Source organism: Pseudomonas sp. WS 5410 (assembly GCF_012985645.1).
In the GTDB taxonomy this organism is placed as follows: Bacteria; Pseudomonadota; Gammaproteobacteria; order Pseudomonadales; family Pseudomonadaceae; genus Aquipseudomonas; species Aquipseudomonas shahriarae.
Genome location: NZ_JAAQWS010000006.1, coordinates 71,855 through 89,548, shown reverse-complemented (window position 1 = coordinate 89,548; position 17,694 = coordinate 71,855). Strand labels below are relative to the sequence as shown.

Annotated in this window: 22 protein-coding genes and 1 tRNA gene; 8 read left to right on the top strand and 15 right to left on the bottom strand. The window is 58.3% G+C overall.

Annotated elements, in window-relative coordinates:
• The first annotated feature begins 6 nt into the window (after nt 1–6).
• On the top strand, nt 7–828 hold the full coding sequence (locus HBO24_RS11180; RefSeq protein ID WP_170059692.1) for a DNA translocase FtsK: 822 nt from the start codon (nt 7–9) through the stop codon (nt 826–828).
• A 61-nt stretch (nt 829–889) separates the two neighbouring features.
• Nucleotides 890–1,501 carry a 3'-5' exonuclease gene (locus HBO24_RS11175; RefSeq protein ID WP_170059691.1) on the top strand — a complete coding sequence of 204 codons (612 nt, stop codon included), beginning with the start codon at nt 890–892 and terminating at the stop codon, nt 1,499–1,501.
• An 88-nt stretch (nt 1,502–1,589) separates the two neighbouring features.
• On the opposite strand, the gene HBO24_RS11170 is transcribed toward HBO24_RS11175, so the two are convergent.
• On the bottom strand, nt 1,590–2,102 hold the full coding sequence (locus HBO24_RS11170; protein ID WP_170059690.1) for a hypothetical protein: 513 nt from the start codon (nt 2,100–2,102) through the stop codon (nt 1,590–1,592).
• A gap of 82 nt (nt 2,103–2,184) precedes the next feature.
• Between HBO24_RS11170 and HBO24_RS11165 the strand changes: the two genes are divergently transcribed.
• From HBO24_RS11165 to HBO24_RS11155, 3 genes are all read left to right on the top strand, one after another.
• Complete coding sequence (locus HBO24_RS11165; protein ID WP_262381515.1) at nt 2,185–2,496, top strand: hypothetical protein; 312 nt, start codon at nt 2,185–2,187, stop codon at nt 2,494–2,496.
• Complete coding sequence (locus HBO24_RS11160) at nt 2,493–3,752, top strand: DNA methyltransferase (protein WP_170059689.1); 1,260 nt, start codon at nt 2,493–2,495, stop codon at nt 3,750–3,752. The genes HBO24_RS11165 and HBO24_RS11160 overlap by 4 nt, the downstream gene beginning before the upstream one ends.
• A gap of 437 nt (nt 3,753–4,189) precedes the next feature.
• A complete protein-coding gene (locus tag HBO24_RS11155; RefSeq protein ID WP_170059688.1) occupies nt 4,190–5,386 on the top strand; it encodes a tyrosine-type recombinase/integrase in 1,197 nt (398 codons plus the stop codon).
• A gap of 69 nt (nt 5,387–5,455) precedes the next feature.
• Here the strand turns inward: HBO24_RS11155 and HBO24_RS11150 are convergent.
• The 9 genes from HBO24_RS11150 to thrS all read right to left on the bottom strand — a co-directional run bounded on the left by HBO24_RS11150 (nt 5,456) and on the right by thrS (nt 12,910).
• Nucleotides 5,456–5,532 (bottom strand) — tRNA-Pro (locus HBO24_RS11150).
• A gap of 90 nt (nt 5,533–5,622) precedes the next feature.
• Nucleotides 5,623–5,979, bottom strand: coding sequence for a MerR family transcriptional regulator (locus HBO24_RS11145; protein WP_003174972.1), 357 nt, complete (start codon nt 5,977–5,979; stop codon nt 5,623–5,625).
• Nucleotides 5,960–6,262 carry an integration host factor subunit alpha gene (gene ihfA / locus HBO24_RS11140; protein ID WP_002553164.1) on the bottom strand — a complete coding sequence of 101 codons (303 nt, stop codon included), beginning with the start codon at nt 6,260–6,262 and terminating at the stop codon, nt 5,960–5,962. The genes HBO24_RS11145 and ihfA overlap by 20 nt, the downstream gene beginning before the upstream one ends.
• A 3-nt stretch (nt 6,263–6,265) precedes the next feature.
• The gene (gene pheT, locus HBO24_RS11135; RefSeq protein WP_115128621.1) at nt 6,266–8,644 is read right to left on the bottom strand and encodes a phenylalanine--tRNA ligase subunit beta; all 2,379 of its coding nucleotides are present in this window, start codon (nt 8,642–8,644) and stop codon (nt 6,266–6,268) included.
• 26 nt (nt 8,645–8,670) lie between these two features.
• Nucleotides 8,671–9,687 carry a phenylalanine--tRNA ligase subunit alpha gene (gene pheS / locus HBO24_RS11130; protein ID WP_057438636.1) on the bottom strand — a complete coding sequence of 339 codons (1,017 nt, stop codon included), beginning with the start codon at nt 9,685–9,687 and terminating at the stop codon, nt 8,671–8,673.
• Nucleotides 9,688–9,795: 108 nt separating this feature from the next.
• Nucleotides 9,796–10,152, bottom strand: coding sequence for a 50S ribosomal protein L20 (gene rplT / locus HBO24_RS11125; RefSeq protein ID WP_003174975.1), 357 nt, complete (start codon nt 10,150–10,152; stop codon nt 9,796–9,798).
• A 29-nt stretch (nt 10,153–10,181) separates the two neighbouring features.
• A complete protein-coding gene (gene rpmI / locus HBO24_RS11120; RefSeq protein ID WP_002553160.1) occupies nt 10,182–10,376 on the bottom strand; it encodes a 50S ribosomal protein L35 in 195 nt (64 codons plus the stop codon).
• A gap of 60 nt (nt 10,377–10,436) precedes the next feature.
• Nucleotides 10,437–10,988, bottom strand: coding sequence for a translation initiation factor IF-3 (gene infC / locus HBO24_RS11115; RefSeq protein ID WP_169960276.1), 552 nt, complete (start codon nt 10,986–10,988; stop codon nt 10,437–10,439).
• Nucleotides 10,988–12,910 (bottom strand): threonine--tRNA ligase, encoded by a 1,923-nt coding sequence (gene thrS, locus HBO24_RS11110; RefSeq protein WP_057960165.1) that lies wholly within the window; start codon nt 12,908–12,910, stop codon nt 10,988–10,990. The genes infC and thrS overlap by 1 nt, the downstream gene beginning before the upstream one ends.
• A 349-nt stretch (nt 12,911–13,259) precedes the next feature.
• On the opposite strand from thrS, the gene HBO24_RS11105 reads away from it, so the two are divergent.
• Both HBO24_RS11105 and HBO24_RS11100 read left to right on the top strand, forming a co-directional pair.
• Entirely contained in the window at nt 13,260–13,571 is a 312-nt protein-coding gene (locus HBO24_RS11105) for a hypothetical protein (protein WP_029294244.1), read from the top strand.
• 289 nt (nt 13,572–13,860) lie between these two features.
• Nucleotides 13,861–14,073 carry a cold-shock protein gene (locus HBO24_RS11100; RefSeq protein WP_007905882.1) on the top strand — a complete coding sequence of 71 codons (213 nt, stop codon included), beginning with the start codon at nt 13,861–13,863 and terminating at the stop codon, nt 14,071–14,073.
• Nucleotides 14,074–14,145: 72 nt separating this feature from the next.
• On the opposite strand, the gene HBO24_RS11095 is transcribed toward HBO24_RS11100, so the two are convergent.
• Nucleotides 14,146–14,466 carry an I78 family peptidase inhibitor gene (locus HBO24_RS11095; protein ID WP_057438633.1) on the bottom strand — a complete coding sequence of 107 codons (321 nt, stop codon included), beginning with the start codon at nt 14,464–14,466 and terminating at the stop codon, nt 14,146–14,148.
• Nucleotides 14,467–14,613: 147 nt separating this feature from the next.
• Entirely contained in the window at nt 14,614–14,919 is a 306-nt protein-coding gene (locus HBO24_RS11090; RefSeq protein ID WP_057438632.1) for a hypothetical protein, read from the bottom strand.
• 135 nt (nt 14,920–15,054) lie between these two features.
• Here HBO24_RS11090 and HBO24_RS11085 point away from each other — a divergent pair, with 135 nt between their 5' ends.
• The gene (locus HBO24_RS11085) at nt 15,055–15,267 is read left to right on the top strand and encodes a hypothetical protein (protein WP_029294233.1); all 213 of its coding nucleotides are present in this window, start codon (nt 15,055–15,057) and stop codon (nt 15,265–15,267) included.
• Nucleotides 15,268–15,300: 33 nt separating this feature from the next.
• Here the strand turns inward: HBO24_RS11085 and HBO24_RS11080 are convergent, their stop codons facing one another.
• The 3 genes from HBO24_RS11080 to rbsK are packed head-to-tail and all read right to left on the bottom strand — an operon-like array spanning nt 15,301 to nt 17,673.
• Complete coding sequence (locus HBO24_RS11080) at nt 15,301–16,329, bottom strand: nucleoside hydrolase (protein WP_057438631.1); 1,029 nt, start codon at nt 16,327–16,329, stop codon at nt 15,301–15,303.
• Nucleotides 16,330–16,357: 28 nt separating this feature from the next.
• Entirely contained in the window at nt 16,358–16,759 is a 402-nt protein-coding gene (gene rbsD / locus HBO24_RS11075) for a D-ribose pyranase (protein ID WP_057438630.1), read from the bottom strand.
• Nucleotides 16,756–17,673: a ribokinase gene (gene rbsK, locus HBO24_RS11070; protein ID WP_169960202.1), complete on the bottom strand. Its 918-nt coding sequence runs from the start codon at nt 17,671–17,673 to the stop codon at nt 16,756–16,758. The genes rbsD and rbsK overlap by 4 nt, the downstream gene beginning before the upstream one ends.
• Between the last annotated feature and the right edge of the window lie 21 nt (nt 17,674–17,694).

Sequence of the window (17,694 nt, the reverse complement as noted above, 5' to 3'; positions counted from 1 at the left end):
ATGCCCATGAAAGCTGAACACAATGCAATTATCGAGCGCGCAAAGATTGGCGGATATGAGCCGTCCATGATTGCGCATGAGTTGCTGGTGCACGACCTGGTGCAGGCCGCGCTGTTTGAATTCCGCAATGTGCGTGCGCCGTTTCACAGCCTGAACGAAGGCCAGCAGCAGGAAGTTATCGACCGCGTGACGGAAGCGGCCCAGAAATCGGTTTACAACGCGATCAGCATTATCAGCTCCCGCAACGTCGACACCATCCCGGTGACCATCGTTGACGCGAAGTTCAAGGCCAAGGCGATTACGGTCACCGCGGCGATTGATGCCCAAGACCCAAACCGTCATGGCCTCATTGATGTGGCCGGCCGCTTGTGTCTGCTGGTGCTGGCGCCGAACGATTACGCCGAGGGTTTGGACGGCATCAAGGCTGAGCGCGACCAACCGGACTTGCCGCTGCACGTCAGTGACCTGACCGGCAGCCTGTTCGAGCACCGGGCGACAGGACCAGACGAGCCCGACGGCCAACACCCGCTGGGCAGTGCCGCTGAACTGGCCGAGCGCACCGGCGGTGCTGGCGACACCGGCGCCAATCTGGATAAAGAGTTCGGCGAGTTCACCTACGACGATGCCAAGCAACTGATCGTGCTCAAGTCCAACAGCAAGGCGTTCAAGGGGCATTGGGTCCAGAGCCGCCTGGCCATCGATAGCGACAAGACAGCTACCCTGCTGCTGCGCCTGCTCGATGACAAGGTGCTTGAAATCGAAACCGAGGGCGAATCAGCGTTTGATCACAGCTTCAAGGTCATCGCCACCCTGGCAGACGTTACCTAAACCCATCCCTGCAATACCACCAGGCGCCTACGGGCGCCTTTCTTGTGCCTGGAGAAAACCTATGTCCGAGTTGATTTGCTTCTTCGATACCGAAACCACTGGCCTTCCACTGTTCAAGTCGCCCAGTGATCACCCTGATCAGCCCCACATCGTCGACATCTGCGCCCTGCTGTACACCCCTGAAGGTGTGCTGGTGGACTCGTTCGAAGCGATGGTCCGCCCTGATGGCTGGGTAATCCCGAACGAGGTGGCGGTGATACATGGCATCACCACCGAAATGGCCCTAGAACACGGCATTCCAGAGCGTGAAGCGGTCGCCGGTTTCATGAGCATCATGGCCCAAGCCGGCCTGCGCGTTGCTCACAACGTCTCGTTCGATGACCGCATCTTGCGCATCGGCTTGAAGCGTTTCATGGACGAAGCCACGGCTGACGAATTCAAGGCCGGGCCGAAGTACTGCACCTGCCAGGCCGCAACCAGCATCGTCAAATGCCCCCCGACCGCACGCATGATCGCCGCCGGCCGTGGGCGTCAGTTCAAACAGCCATCGGTTGCCGAGGCCCTGTTGCACTTCACTGGCGAAGAACTGGTCGGTGGCCACCGCGCGCGGCCAGACACTGAGGCATGCGCCCGCATCTACTTCGCCATGAACCCGCCTGCTCAGGTGGCTTAAGGATCTAGGATTGGAGCGGCCTACAAAACCAGTATGCCGCCCTATCCCGTGCAGCAGCCTCGAACCCTGACCAATTGTTTGCGAGTCGCTAATTAGCAGGCGGTAGCGGGCGCTGAGTGAGCATGCGAGCAAGCTTCCCTTTGGCAATTTCCAATTTTACTGGGTTGGCTTGCAAATCAGTTAGAAACCACATGACTCCTGTTAGGTAGCTCGTCACAAGGTCTTCGACCCGAACGAACACGATGCCTTTTGATTTGTTCGCCAGCTCTGGAGTGTTGCCGTAGACGTAGCAGACAAGCCTGATTTCGCTGCTATCACGGTTGGCATAAGACTCTGCAGTGCCCATGTGTAAAAGGCCATTTCTCGCTTCCCAGATTTCGCGTGCAGTGCATGGTAATTGCGCATGAGGCTGCATGTATTTGTTGACCCAGTCCTGAAAGTCCGCAGGACCAGACCTCAACGGTTCCACTGACAACCAGGCCATTTGCTCGATAGCAACGTAGGTCAGCATTGCCGCCTGTAAGTGATGCCCCCCAGCACGTAGGCACATAACTGAATCAGTCATCTCGTTAGCGAAAGAAAAAATTTCTTCTGCGCTCACTCAACTCTCCTTTATCCGGCCCCATGCCGGTAACCCCTGATACCCCATATCAACGAATCACGCCAGCCGCCGAGGCAATCAGATGAACTCACTTGCACAGCAGGCGCTTGACCGCGCCCGCCAGGCGCCTGCGCGCGCTTCCAAGCTTCTCCCACCCGTCCTGGCCAACGAGCCGTTGCCCGACTTGGTCATCACCGGCCCAATCAACCGCGTCATGGAGGTGGCGGGCAAGCGGTGGGCCCTCGACTTCGTGCAAGCCCTTGGGTCATCCATACGGCGCGAGCCGGTGCGGACCAAGGCCATCGCCGATCTGACCCGATACGCAGTGCAGCAGCCGGCCAGCGTGGCCAGCGGCGTGAAGATCGTTATCGACTTGTTGAAGGAGGCGGGATGAACCATCACACCATCCTTATCGGCGACTGCATCGAGCTTATGCGGCATATGCCCGACAACTCTGTTGACAGCGTCGTGACCGATCCTCCCTACGGCATACGTTTCATGGGCAAAAGCTGGGATGGCCAGGACATCGAGTCCCGCGCGGCCTACCGCGACAGCATGCCGTCGGCCGATCAGGCTTGCGGAGCCACTGGCGGACATCGGTCGATGGCCGCCGAGGCCGGAAAGTACGACTTAACACCTGGTGGTATGAAGGCGTTTCAGTCGTTCACGCTGGAGTGGGCCACCGAATGCCTGCGCGTTCTCAAGCCTGGCGGTCACCTGCTTTCTTTCGCAGCAGCCCGCACTTACCACCACATGGCGGTGGGCATTGAGATGGCCGGGTTTGAGATCCGCGACCAGATTATGTGGGTGTTCGGGAGCGGCTTCCCCAAGTCGCACAACCTAAAGGGCGCACGCCAGGGATGGGGCACCGCGTTGAAACCTGCACATGAACCAATCTGTGTGGCGCGCAAGCCGTTCAGTGGGACCGTGGCGACCAACGTTGCACGGTGGGGCACCGGGGCGCTGAACATCGACGGTTGCCGCATCGGTGTGACCGACGAGGCATACGCCCGCAACTGTTCGGGCGACCGTGGCGCGGCTGGTACTCGATCGATCGAACAGCAAGGTGCGACCAACATTCGCGCTGGGGGCGGGGCAGCTGCATCAGGCCGCTGGCCAGCGAACCTGATTCATGACGGCAGCCAGGAAGTGGTGGCCATGTTTCCCGCCGAAGCCGGAGCGAGTGCGCCGGTGCTTGGAACCGAGCCCACCTCCAACGGTTTCAGCGGCTCCGTGAAGTACTCCGGCATGCGCGAGCGAGTCGCGGGCGCCTTTCACGGCGACAGTGGCAGCGCTGCACGCTTCTTCTACTGCGCCAAGACCAGCCGCACAGACAGGCATGAAGGGCTTAGCAACCCCGGGCCTCAGTTCAAGATGGGCACCACCCTGCGCAAAGTCCAGACAACCGACACGAAGGGAAACAACCACCCAACCGTCAAGCCGACTGACTTGATGGCCTACCTGTGTCGCCTGGTTACGCCTGCAGGCGGCGTAGTGCTGGATCCGTTCATGGGCAGCGGAAGCACAGGCAAGGCTGCCATACGCGAAGGGTTTCAGTTCATTGGGTGCGAGATCGATCTGCAGTACGCAGCTATTGCTCGAGCGCGCATTGAGCATGAACAGGAACAGCCACGGCAGTTGGCGTTATGAGCAGCACCGGCGAGCCCCCGCCCACCCAGAAAATCCTAACCCCGCCCAGAAAAACTTAATTCTCGGCCCTCTTCCTCACTTTTTATTAACTCACCGCCTTCCGCTATAGCGGCAAGGACCCCAACCCAATCAATCCACCCGGCAACGGCGTGGCGAGGCATTCCTATGGCCAACACAAAGTTAGCGCCGGTCTTAGAGACCGCGCCCCGCTTCATCCGGGCGATGCACGCCCCGGCTTACCTCGGCATGTGCCGAGAAGAATTCAAGACCACCGTCCGCCCCTACGTCCGCGAATTCCCCATTGGAAAACAGGGCGTTGGCTTCGACCGCCATGAACTGGACGCATGGGCAGACGCCTACATCGAGTCCATGGCAATTGAAAAGCAAGCCAATCAGGACAACAATCCGCCCCGCAGTGGGCGCCCAGGAGCAAAACCATGGCGCGAAAAACAATGTCGGGCCTCTACCAGAGGAACGGGATTTGGCACATCGACAAAGTCGTCCGAGGTAGCCGACTTCAAGAAAGCACTGGAGCAAGCGAGAGGGAAGAAGCCGAGCAGTACTTGATTCATCGGCTGGAAAAAATGCGGCAGGAAAAGATTTACGGCGTGCGCCAGGTGCGAACCTGGCGCGAGGCTGCCACCAAGTTCCTGGTGGAGTTCAAGGACCAGGCATCAATTGGTCTGTCGGCCTCCCATATCGAGCAACTTGACCCGTATATCGGCGATCTGCCGATCACGCACATCGATGACGGGGCCTTGGCCCCCTTCGTCCGTGCCAGGCAGAAGCCGACCAAGACGGAAAAGGGAAGGGTCAAGCCGGGCGTATCGAACAGGACGGTCAACATTGCCCTGCAACGAGTCGTCAGGATCTTGAACTTATGCCACCGCAAGTGGCGCGATGCAGAAAAGCGGCCGTGGCTGGAAAGCGTGCCGATGATATCGATGCTTGAGGAAACAAAGTCGAGCCGCAAGCCGTACCCAATGTCATGGGACGAGCAGGCCCTGCTGTTTCCGGAGCTGCCCGACCATCTGTTGAGAATGGCGCTGTACAAGGTCAACACTGGGTGCAGGGAGCAGGAAGTGTGCAAGTTGCGGTGGGATTGGGAAATACGGGTGCCGGACCTGAACACCAGCGTGTTTCTGATACCTGCCGGGTTCGGCGGGCGAAGTGAGAAGTCGGGTGTGAAAAACGGCGACGAGCGTCTAGTGATCCTGAACAGGGTGGCGATGTCCATCATCGATGGTCAGCGAGGCTTACACCGAGATCTAGTATTCCCGTATGGGCATCCAGATCAGTTCGGGCCAACTGCGATTCACAGGATGAACGATACGGCCTGGAAGAAAGCCAGGGTGCGCGCAGCAGACAAGTGGGAGAAGGCCCATCAGTCGCCAGCACACCCCGGATTCAGGTCGATCAGGATTCACGACTTGAAGCACACCTTTGGCAGAAGGCTACGTGCAGCGAGTGTGACAGAGGAAGATCGGAAAGCGTTGTTGGGGCATAAGAACGGCAGCATTACGAGCCACTATTCTACCCCGGAGCTGCAGCATCTGATTGAGGCTGCAAACAAAGTGTCGGCAACTGACTCTCGTGGGCCAGCGCTGACCATATTGAGGAGGAAATTGGGATGATCCCCCGCAAAAGTCCCTACGCGTAAAAAAGCCGAACTGGCTAGAGTTCGGCTAAGTCACTGAAAAATATGGTCGGGACGGAGTGATTCGAACACTCGACCCCTAGCACCCCATGCTAGTGCGCTACCGGACTGCGCTACGCCCCGACTAGGCGTGAAACTGGGTTCGCTTCGTAACGAAGCGATCAGGAATATACCGCAAGCATTTGAAATGTGGAAGTATTTTAAAGGCTTGTTTCACTTTTTCAAAACCACCAGTACATCTTCCAGTTCGGAGATCATCTGGCGGATCAATTGCTTGTATTGGGTGGTGTCGTCTTTGGCTTCATCACCGGACATACGCTGGCGTGCGCCGCTGATGGTGAACCCCTGGTCGTACAGTAACGCGCGGATCTGTCGGATCATCAGCACATCCTGACGCTGATAATACCGACGGTTCCCGGTGCGTTTGACGGGGTTGAGTTGAGGAAACTCCTGCTCCCAATAGCGCAGCACGTGCGGTTTTACCGCACATAGCTCGCTGACTTCACCAATGGTGAAGTAGCGTTTGCCTGGGATGACGGGTAGCTCGTCGTTATGACTTGGTTCCAGCATAAGCCTCAACTCGGGCCTTCAACTTCTGCCCTGGACGAAAGGTGACCACACGGCGAGCCGTGATCGGGATTTCTTCTCCCGTTTTTGGATTGCGGCCAGGCCGCTGGCGTTTGTCCCGCAGGTCAAAATTGCCGAAACCGGACAATTTGACCTGTTCGTTGTCTTCCAGAGCGTGCCTGATTTCTTCAAAAAACAGCTCGACCAATTCCTTGGCCTCGCGCTTGTTCAGACCCAACTCTTCGTACAGACGTTCCGCCATCTCAGCTTTCGTCAAAGCCCCCATACGTCACTTCCTTAACGTGGCGTTCAACCTTTGTTCGAGCGAGGTGAGGATATTTTGCGTCGTGGTATTCACCTCATCGTCATTAAGAGTGCGCGATGGATGCTGCCAGGTCAAGCCAACTGCAAGGCTTTTTCTATGCGGATCAATGCCTTTACCCTGATAGACGTCAAATAGCCTGAGGTCCGTCAGCCATTCGCCTGCATTTTCTCGGATTACTTCCAGCACGGCACTGGCCGCCACATCACGATCCGCCACCAGAGCGAGGTCACGACGCACTTCCGGGAAACGCGACAGCTCGCTGAATTTAGGCATCTTGCCCGCAGCGACTTCAGCCAACACCAACTCGAAGACGAACACCGGACGGTCAAGACCGAGGGTTTTCGACAGTTCAGGGTGGATAGCGCCAACGAAACCGACCAGGCGGCCTTCACGCTCGATGCGCGCAGTCTGGCCTGGATGCAATGCCGGGTGGCTGCCCGGAACAAATGCGAAGGCATCCAGCGCGCCGGCAAAGCCCAGCACCGCTTCCACGTCAGCCTTGACGTCGAAGAAGTCCACCGGATCGCGCCCCTGGGCCCAACCCTCAGGCAGACGGCTGCCGCAGACCACACCGGCCAGCATCGGCTCCTGCTTCAAGCCGTCCAATTGGCCGACAAAGCGCAGGCCGCTTTCGAACATGCGCACGCGATCCTGCTGACGGTTCAGGTTATGGGAAAGTGCTTTCACCAGGCCTGGCCACAGGGACGAACGCATAGCCGCCATGTCGTTGGAGATCGGATTGGCCAGCAACAGCGGCTCGACACCCGGGCTGAACAGTTCGAACTGCTTGGGATCAATGAAGCTGTAGGTCACCGCTTCCTGATAACCGCGGGCGACCAGCAGACGACGCAGCTCCGGCAGGTGCGCACGGGCTTCGGTCTTGGGCTGTGGGGCCAGGCGCGCTTGCGGGTAACGAACCGGCAGACGGTTGTAGCCGTACAGGCGGGCCAGTTCTTCGATCAGGTCGACTTCAAGGCTGATATCGAAGCGATGGCTCGGCACTTCTACGCGCCACTGCCCTGCCCCATCAGCGCTAATGCCCAGGCCGAGGCCGGTCAGCAGACTGACGATTTGCGCTTCTTCGATCACCAGGCCGAGCATCTGCTCGACGCGCTGGGCGCGCAGCGTTACCGGTGCAATCGACGGCAAGTACTGCTCGTTGACAGTCTCGGTAATCGGGCCAGCTTCACCGCCGGTGATTTCCAGCAGCAGGCCGGTGGCACGCTCCATGGCTTCACGGGCCAGTTGCCAGTCCACGCCACGCTCGTAGCGGTGCGAGGCATCGGTGTGCAGGCCGTAGGAACGGGCCTTGCCTGCCACAGCGATCTGGTCGAAGAACGCGCTTTCAAGGAACACGTCACGGGTCGTCGCCGACACGCCACTGTGCTCACCCCCCATCACACCGGCAATGGCCAGGGCGCGGGAGTGGTCAGCAATCACCAAGGTATCGCTACGCAGGGTGACTTCCTGGCCATCGAGCAAGACCAGCTTTTCGCCTTCCTCGGCCATGCGCACGCGAATCCCGCCGTTGATCTCGGCCAGATCGAAGGCGTGCAGCGGTTGACCCAGCTCCAGCATCACATAGTTGGTGATGTCGACGGCGGCATCGATGCTGCGCACGTCGGCGCGACGCAGGCGCTCAACCATCCACAGCGGGGTCGGCCGGGACAGGTCGACATTGCGAATGACACGGCCCAGGTAGCGCGGGCACGCGCTTGGCGCCAGCACTTCGATGGAACGCACTTCGTCGTGGACTGCCGGGACCGCGGTCACTACTGGACGTGTGACAGGCACGCCGTACAGCGCACCGACTTCACGGGCCAGACCGGCCAGGGACAGGCAGTCGCCACGGTTCGGAGTCAGGTCGACTTCGATGCTGGCGTCTTCCAGGTCGAGGTAGGCACGGATGTCCTGGCCCACGGGCGCATCGGCCGGCAGCTCCATCAAGCCATCATTGCCTTCGCCCACCTGCAACTCCGCCTGGGAGCACAACATGCCGTTGGACTCGACGCCACGCAGCTTGGCTTTCTTGATCTTGAAGTCACCAGGCAGTTCGGCACCGATCATCGCGAACGGGATTTTCAGGCCCGGGCGCACGTTTGGCGCACCGCACACAACCTGGAAGGTTTCAGCGCCGTTGCTGACCTGGCACACACGCAACTTGTCGGCGTCCGGGTGCTGCTCGGTGCTGAGCACCTCGCCCACCACTACACCGCTGAAAACACCGGCGGCCGGCGTAACGCTATCGACCTCAAGACCGGCCATCGACAGACGAGCAACCAGCTCATCGCGATTTACCTGCGGGCTTACCCAGCCACGCAGCCATTGTTCACTGAATTTCATCCTGCTCTCCTAAAGGTTCGTTACGACTAGCGAAATTGCGCGAGGAACCGCAAGTCGTTGTCGAAGAACAGGCGCAAGTCGTTCACGCCGTAACGCAGCATGGCCAGACGCTCGACGCCCATGCCGAAGGCAAAGCCCGAGAACTCTTCCGGGTCGATCCCGGACATGCGCAGCACGTTGGGGTGAACCATCCCGCACCCCATGACTTCCAGCCAGCCGGTCTGTTTGCAGACACGGCATCCTTTACCGCTGCACATCACGCATTCCATATCGACTTCGGCGGATGGCTCGGTGAACGGGAAGTAGGACGGGCGGAAACGTACCGCCAGCTCTTTTTCGAAGAACACCCGCAGGAATTCTTCGATGGTGCCTTTGAGGTCGGCGAAATTGATGTCGCGATCAACCAGCAGGCCTTCGACCTGGTGGAACATCGGCGAGTGGGTGATATCGGAGTCGCTACGGTACACACGGCCTGGGCAGACGATGCGGATCGGCGGCTGCTGCGATTCCATGGTGCGGACCTGTACCGGCGAGGTATGGGTGCGCAACAGCATGTTCGCATTGAAATAGAAGGTGTCGTGCATCGACCGGGCCGGGTGATGGCCTGGGATGTTGAGCGCCTCGAAGTTGTGATAGTCGTCTTCGACCTCAGGGCCTTCGGCAATGCCGTAGCCGATGTGGGTAAAGAACTGCTCGATACGTTCCAGAGTCCGGGTCACCGGATGCAGACCGCCAGAGGTCTGGCCGCGGCCAGGCAGGGTCACGTCAATGGACTCGGCGGCGAGCTTGGCCGCAAGATCGGCCTCCTCGAACAACGCCTTGCGCGCATTGAGAACCTCTGTGACACGCTCCTTGGCAACGTTGATCAGCGCACCGACTTGCGGGCGCTCTTCGGCCGGCAGATTGCCCAGGGTCTTCATCACCTGAGTCAACTCACCTTTCTTGCCAAGGTATTGAACCCGGATTTGCTCCAGGGCATTGATATCTTCAGCGCTTTGCACAGCCTCAAGAGCTTGAGCGACCAGCGCGTCCAGGTTTTCCATGTACAGACTCCAGATACAAAATAGGGGAAGAGCTTGAAGGCTCTTCCCCTATTTATGACGTTTACCACCTTGGACTACGGAGTAGCCCAGGGTGACTGTCGGGGGTACTTAAGCCAAGGTGGCTTTAGCTTTCTCGACAATCGCAGCAAACACCGCTTTTTCGTTCACGGCCAGTTCAGCCAGAACCTTACGGTCGATTTCGATGGACGCTTTTTTCAGGCCAGCGATGAAACGGCTGTAGGACAGACCGTTAACACGAGCACCAGCATTGATACGAGCGATCCACAGAGCGCGGAACTGACGTTTTTTCTGACGACGGTCACGGTAGGCGTATTGGCCTGCCTTGATTACCGCTTGCTTGGCAACACGGAATACGCGTGAACGCGCGCCGTAGTAGCCTTTAGCGAGTTTCAGAATTTTTTTGTGACGCTTACGGGCAATGACGCCACGCTTTACACGAGCCATGAGTTACTTCCTCTATTCTTGATCCAAAATTAACGAAGGCGCAGCATGCGCTCGACTTTTGCCACGTCAGACGGATGCAGCAAGCTGCTACCGCGCAGTTGACGCTTACGCTTGGTCGACATTTTGGTCAGGATGTGGCTCTTGAAAGCGTGCTTGTGCTTGATACCGTTAGCAGTTTTCAGAAACCGCTTAGCAGCACCACTTTTAGTCTTCATCTTTGGCATGTTCGGATACTCCGCATTCAGTTGATAAACATAATCAGAAGGCCTGCCGTGCCCTATTGATTACTTCTTCTTTTTCGGGGCGATGACCATGATCAGCTGGCGTCCTTCCATCTTAGGATGCTGTTCGACGGAACCGTACTCCAGCAGGTCAGCTTCAACCCGCTTGAGGAGTTCCATACCCAGCTCCTGGTGGGCCATCTCACGGCCGCGGAATCGCAAGGATACCTTGGCCCTGTCCCCATCACTCAGGAAACGTACCAGGTTGCGCAGTTTTACCTGGTAATCCCCTTCCTCCGTCCCTGGACGAAACTTGATTTCTTTAACCTGGATCTGCTTCTGGTTTTTCTTGGCTGCGGCAATCTGCTTCTTCTTTTCGAAGATCGACTTGCCGTAATCCATCAGCTTGCAGACAGGAGGTACAGCATCGGCGGAAATTTCCACCAAATCGAGCTTGGCTTCTTCAGCCTTAAGAAGCGCGTCTTCAATTGACACAATCCCAAGCTGCTCACCCTCAGCCCCAATTAACCGAACCTCGCGTGCCGAGATATTCTCGTTGATCGGGGCTTTCGGTGCAGCTCGTTTATCTTGTCTCATTTCACGCTTAATAGTAATTACTCCGAATCTGGGCGACCACGCCGGGAAACCGCTTGCGCGAGGAACTCAGCGAACTGGGCGACGGGCATCGAGCCCAGGTCAGCACCTTCACGAGTACGCACAGCGACAGTCTGCATCTCGACTTCCCGATCTCCGATAACCAAAAGATAGGGAACCTTGAGCAAAGTATGCTCGCGGATTTTAAAGCCGATCTTTTCATTTCTCAAGTCGGACTTGGCACGAAATCCGCTTTCGTTGAGTGTTTTTTCAACTTCAGCAGCAAAATCGGCCTGTTTATCAGTGATATTCATGATCACTGCCTGAGTCGGAGCCAGCCACGCAGGGAACGCGCCCTCGTAGTGCTCGATCAGGATCCCGACGAACCGTTCGAATGAGCCGAGGATCGCCCGGTGCAGCATAACCGGGTGTTTACGGCTGTTGTCTTCGGAGACGTATTCGGCTCCCAGACGGATCGGCAGGTTAAAATCGAGCTGCAAGGTACCACATTGCCAGACACGGCCAAGGCAATCTTTCAGCGAGAACTCGATTTTAGGACCGTAGAAGGCGCCCTCACCCGGCTGCAGATCGTACGCAAGGCCCGCACTATCTAGCGCAGCGGCCAGTGCAGCTTCGGCGCGATCCCACAACTCGTCGGAACCGACGCGTTTTTCCGGACGAGTGGACAGCTTCATTTCGACGTCGGTAAAGCCGAAATCGCGATAAACGTCCATGGTCAGCTTGATGAACGCGGCGGATTCGGCCTGCATCTGCTCTTCGGTGCAGAAGATGTGGGCGTCGTCCTGAGTGAAACCGCGCACACGCATGATGCCGTGCAGTGCACCCGATGGCTCGTTACGGTGGCACGCACCGAACTCGGCCAGGCGCATTGGCAGCTCGCGGTAGCTCTTCAAGCCCTGATTGAACACTTGCACGTGGCAAGGGCAGTTCATCGGCTTGATGGCGTAGTCGCGGCTTTCCGACTCGGTGGTGAACATGTTGTCGGCGTAGTTGGCCCAGTGCCCGGATTTCTCCCATAGGCTACGGTCAACCACTTGCGGCGTCTTGATCTCCAGATAGCCGTTTTCACGCTGCACCTTGCGCATGTACTGCTCAAGCACCTGGTACAGGGTCCAGCCGTTCGGGTGCCAGAACACCATGCCCGGCGCTTCTTCCTGGAGGTGGAACAGGTTCAGGCGCTTACCGATTTTACGGTGATCGCGCTTCTCGGCTTCTTCGATGCGCTGGATGTAGGCCGCCAGCTGCTTCTTGTCAGCCCAGGCGGTGCCATAAACCCGCTGCAGTTGCTCGTTTTTCGCATCGCCGCGCCAGTAGGCACCGGACAGCTTGGTCAGCTTGAACGATTTGAGGAAGCGCGTATTCGGCACGTGCGGGCCACGGCACATGTCGACATATTCTTCGTGGTAATACAGGCCCATGGCCTGTTCGTCCGGCATGTCTTCCACCAGACGCAGCTTGTAGTCCTCACCACGGGCAGTGAACACGTCGATCACTTCGGCGCGTGGCGTGACTTTCTTGATGACGTCGTAATCTTTCTCGATCAGCGCGTGCATGCGCGCTTCGATGGCGGCCATATCGTCCGGCGTAAAAGGACGCTCGTAGGCGATATCGTAATAGAAGCCTTCGTCGATGACCGGGCCGATCACCATCTTCGCGGTGGGGTACAGCTGTTTGACCGCATGGCCAATCAGGTGCGCGCAAGAGTGGCGAATGATCTCCAGCCCCTCTTGATCCTTGGGCGTGATGATTTGCAGGCTGACGTCGCTGGTGATCAGGTCGCTGGCGTCAACCAGCTTGCCGTCGACCTTGCCGGCCACGGTGGCCTTGGCCAGGCCTGCACCAATGGATGCGGCGACCTCGGCTACGGAAACCGGATGATCGAATGAACGTTGACTGCCGTCGGGAAGAGTAATAGTTGGCATGGCGCCTCCTCTCCTAGTGGTGACCCCTACCAAAGGTCACGTGGGTTGGGATGAGCCAGTACAAGATCCAACACCAGGCCGCTCATTGCTGAACGCCTGCCTTACAGCGGCAGGAGCCTTTCGGCCAACCGATAATCGAACCAGAGTGACTGGAGTTAAACAAAAAAACCCGGCACGAAAAAAGCCAGGTCGCTGATGCTAGCACAGATGAACGGTCATAGCGCCGCCCCACCGCCGCGCAAAGGCAAACTCCAGGCTTTTACAGGCAAAAGTGAACTTGGGCTGTACGCCAGGCCTCAAACACACTGAAAATCGCAGTCCGTCATCTCGACTCAAGGAGCATCTAACCATGCGCAGCACCTCGATCTTCGCCCTTGCCGCTTCCCTGGCCCTGTTCTCCATTGGCGCTCAAGCCGCCGCCCCGTCCAACTGGCCTGCAGGCGCCCGGGATAGCTTTGTCCAGGACTGCAGCGCCGCAGCCAGCCAGAACGTTGATGCCAAAACCGCCAAAGCCCATTGCGAATGTGGCGCGGATAAAATCAACGCCGAATTGAGCACTGCGGAAATCAAGGAACTGATGACCAACCAGAACGCCAGCGCGGAGCTGAAAAACAAAGCCGTCGCAGCTATTTCGTCCTGCAAGGTCGTGAAGAAAAAGTAAGCGTGGCGAGAAATCAGACCGAAAAAATGGCCTGAAAACCCGCTGAAAACTGCTATTTCTCACAATTTACATTGCTTTTACGGCTTTTTTTACTAGCTGATATTTCTCGCTAAAGCCCCGTAAACCGGGGCTTACAGCCATCCAGGGCACTGAAGAAAACGCGTTTGATTGGCAAACAGTGCCTTGGGGGGGCTCCCAAGCCGGACATTTCGACTATGATAGCCCAGTGTGCCCAGTTGGCCTGAGCAGCACAGTACTACTGAAAATATATGTTTCTTGGAGATACACCATGTCTAATCGCCAAACCGGCACCGTTAAATGGTTCAACGATGAAAAAGGCTTCGGCTTCATCACTCCTCAAGGTGGCGGTGACGACCTGTTCGTACACTTCAAAGCTATCGAAAGCGACGGTTTCAAAAGCCTGAAAGAAGGCCAAACCGTTTCCTTCGTGGCTGAGAAAGGCCAAAAGGGTATGCAAGCTGCACAGGTTCGCGCAGAGTAATCTCTACGCCGATCTAAAAAACCCCGTCCATGTGACGGGGTTTTTTATGAGCGACACAAAAGTGTTGTGTTATCAGCCGCAGTTGACGCGGGTGATCACTAAATTGTCATCGGTGTTGAGGTTCAGGCGATCGGAACGGTATTCGAGGGTGATCATGTCGTTGGGCTTGAGAATACGGGCATTCTGCGCACCGGCACGGGTACGGGCCTGCTCCAGCAATTGCGGCGAGGCCTTCTGGCCGATGGCGAACTGCGCAGCCTGCGATTCACAGCGCGTGTGAACAGGCTCAGCCGCGGCCGTGTCTTTGGCCGGCTCGGAGGTACCCGAAGTACTGCAACCCGCGAGGACGGCTGCCGCCAACAAGGTACCGAATGATGCGAGCTTCCAAGGCATGAAGCCTCCTTTGATAAAAATGGACAGAGATCGTGCGACCGTGATTTGGCCAATTGGTTTCAGAATTGTCACAATTGGCTGTAGGCGAGTCTGCCTGACTCTACGCCACGGCCTGATGAATCAATCGTCACCAGATATGAATAAATCTCAGTAGATGTCGATGTAGTCAAACGGCGGCTTTGGCCAGTTCTGCTTCAGCGCATTGAAAATCTGCATCACCCACACCTCATCACTGGCCGCCACCTTGCCGACATAGCCAGACCCAGCTGCCCAGGTCTCCAGGCGAAACAACAACCCATCAATCTGCATCCCTCCCACCACACAGGAAGAGATATAGGCGATACCGGCCTTGGTAACCCGTAGCTGGGTGTGCTGATCGTCGCTGGCACTGGCAATCATTTGGCGAACAGCCTCCAATGTGAGGCTCTTGGGGTTGGTCAAGTCGATGTGCACGTGGCGTGTCCTGGTAATTAAACAGGGGGCCAGTGTCGCACAGCGTCCCCCTCATGCCTAAGTAGCAGTGCCAAACGCAGCGCAAAATGGTTAACTCTGCAGGCCTGTCCAGCCTTTGCGAGCCGCGAGAACCCGATGACCATCGTTACCATCAATGCCGACATCAAAGCCAAGTGGCCCCAAGGGCAAAGCTCCTACAGCCCCGGCAGCCCGGAAGAGTTGGCGATCATCGGCATCGACCTGCTGGTCAAGGAGCTGGGCACCCAGGCAGCGCAGGCCTTTATCGGCCAGATATTCGAGAAATACCCGGCCGACCATATGGGGGTCGAAGACCCTCTGCGCGAATAGTTACCGGTCGACGAGTGCCGACCGGCAGGCAGCTTACTTCAGGCGCGCAAGGCGCTCGGTGAGCAAGTCGAAAAAGCCCTGGGCGTCGCCGTTTTCCACCCAGAACACGTTTTTATCGTGCTTGAGGCCATCGTACCAATCGACGATGGTCTGGCCGAACGTCGGGCCTTCGCGGCTATCGACCACCATGTTGGCCTGGCGTCCGGTGAACAGCTCGGGCTTGAGCAGATAGCCGATCACGGTGGCGTCATGCACCGGGCCACCCGTCATACCGTAGTGCTCCATATCCCCTTTGACGTATTCGTTGAGAATACTGCCCACTATCTTGCTGGCGTTGTTGTTCAAGTCGGCGATCTGCTTCAGGCGCGCTTCGCTGGTGAGGATCTTGTGGGTCACGTCCAGCGGCAGGTAAGTCAGCTTGACGCCACTTTTGAGGACGATTTCAGCAGCCACCGGATCGGCAAACAGGTTGAACTCGGCCACCGGCGTAATGTTGCCGCCGTTGAAGTGCGCGCCGCCCATGACCACCACTTCCTTGATGCCCTGGGTGATTTCCGGTGCCTGGGTCAACGCCAGGGCCAGGTTGGTTTGTGGGCCTAGCATGGCAATGGTGATGCTATGGGGCTTGGCGGTGCTCAGGGTCTTGATCAGGTAGTCGACCGCATTGCCTTCGGCCAGGCCTTTTTTCGGCTCGTGCACGGTGACACCGGAAATACCTTCCTTGCCATGGATATTCTCGGCATAAATCGGCGTGCGCAGCAGCGGCTGTGGCGCGCCGGCATACACCGGAATCTCTTCACGCCCTGCCCACTCACGGGCCAACCGTGCGTTGCGCGAGGTCTTGTCCAGCCGCACGTTGCCGGCCACGGTGGTCAACGCCCGGATATTCAGCTCCTGCGGGGACGCCATCGCAAACAGCAGCGCGACCACGTCGTCAGCGCCCGGGTCGGTATCAATGATCAGGTCGATTTTTTCCGCCGCCTGGGCGCTTGCAGCAGTTAGCACGGACAAAAGCAGCACACTCCGAAACAGGTGTCGCAGGGTTGGGGTTCTACGTTGCATGACGCACTCCTTGTCATTGTGGGAAACGCTAGAAAGTCACGCCAGACACCAGCGCGATATTACAGTAGGGCTGGCACTCGCCTGTGCGCACCACCGCGCGCGCCTTGTGGCTGAGCAGCTTGAACGCGTCATGACTCAGCAAGCGACGCTCACCCAGCTCGCCCTGGTCCAGGGCATTGAGGTCAGCCAGCGCCGGTGGCTGCTTGTGCAAGAGTTCCTCGGCCAGTACGTGGCTTTCCACCTGCATCTCGCTGAGCACCACGCGCAAGGTGCTGATGAAGTCAGGAATACCCTGGGTCAGCGCCAGGTCGATCAACTCCACACCCGGCGGCACTGGCAGGCCGGCATCGCCGATCACCAGGATGTCGCCATGGCCAAGGGAGGCGATCAGCCGCGACAGGGCAATATTGAGCAATGGGGTCTTTTTCATGGGCGAACAAAGCCTTCGACGTCATGCAGCGTAGGAATAGAGGGTTGGGCTCCGGCGCGGGTGACCGACAGGGCCGCCGCGACCTGGCCAAATCGGATGGCCTCGGCCTCGCTCTGGCCGCTGGCCAGCGCTGCCGCAAAGCCACCGACAAAGGTGTCGCCTGCCGCCGTGGTATCCACGGCCTGCACTTTGGGCGCCAACAGGTGCTCGAACCCTTGGCCGTCGGCGAACAGCGCCCCCTGCGAACCCAGGGTCACGATGACCTTGCCCGCCCCGGCTTTGAGCAGATGGGTCGCCGCAACCTTGGCGGAGTCCAGGGAATCGACCGGCACCCCGCTCAAGGCCGATGCTTCACTTTCGTTGGGGATCAAGTAGTCAATGCAGGCGTACCAGTCTGCCGGCAGCGGGCCGCTGGCGGGCGCCGGGTTGAGGATCACCGTCTTGCCCAACTCACGGCCACGCTTGAGGGCATACCCCACGGTGTCCATAGGCACTTCGAGCTGGCAGACAATCACCTCGGCCGCCTGCAACACGGCGTCGAACGCCAACAGCGACGCGGGGGTCAGTTGGCCGTTGCTGCCGGCCACAATCACGATCGCATTCTGACTGCTGTCATCCACCACAATCAGCGCGACACCACTGGAACCCGGCACCTCACTGACGGCCTGACAGTCGATCCCTTCCACCAGCAATGCATCGCGCAATTGAGCGCCGTAGGCATCGCTGCCTATGCAGCCGATCATCGCAACCTCAGCCCCCAGGCGCGCCGCAGCGACCGCCTGATTGGCGCCCTTGCCGCCCGGGACAGTGGCAAACGACTGGCCAACCAGGGTCTCACCGCCGCGAGGCAGCCGGCTGGCCCGGGTCACCAGGTCCATGTTCAAACTGCCTACTACCACTACTGTTGCTGGCATACGTCAATACTCATCAATTCG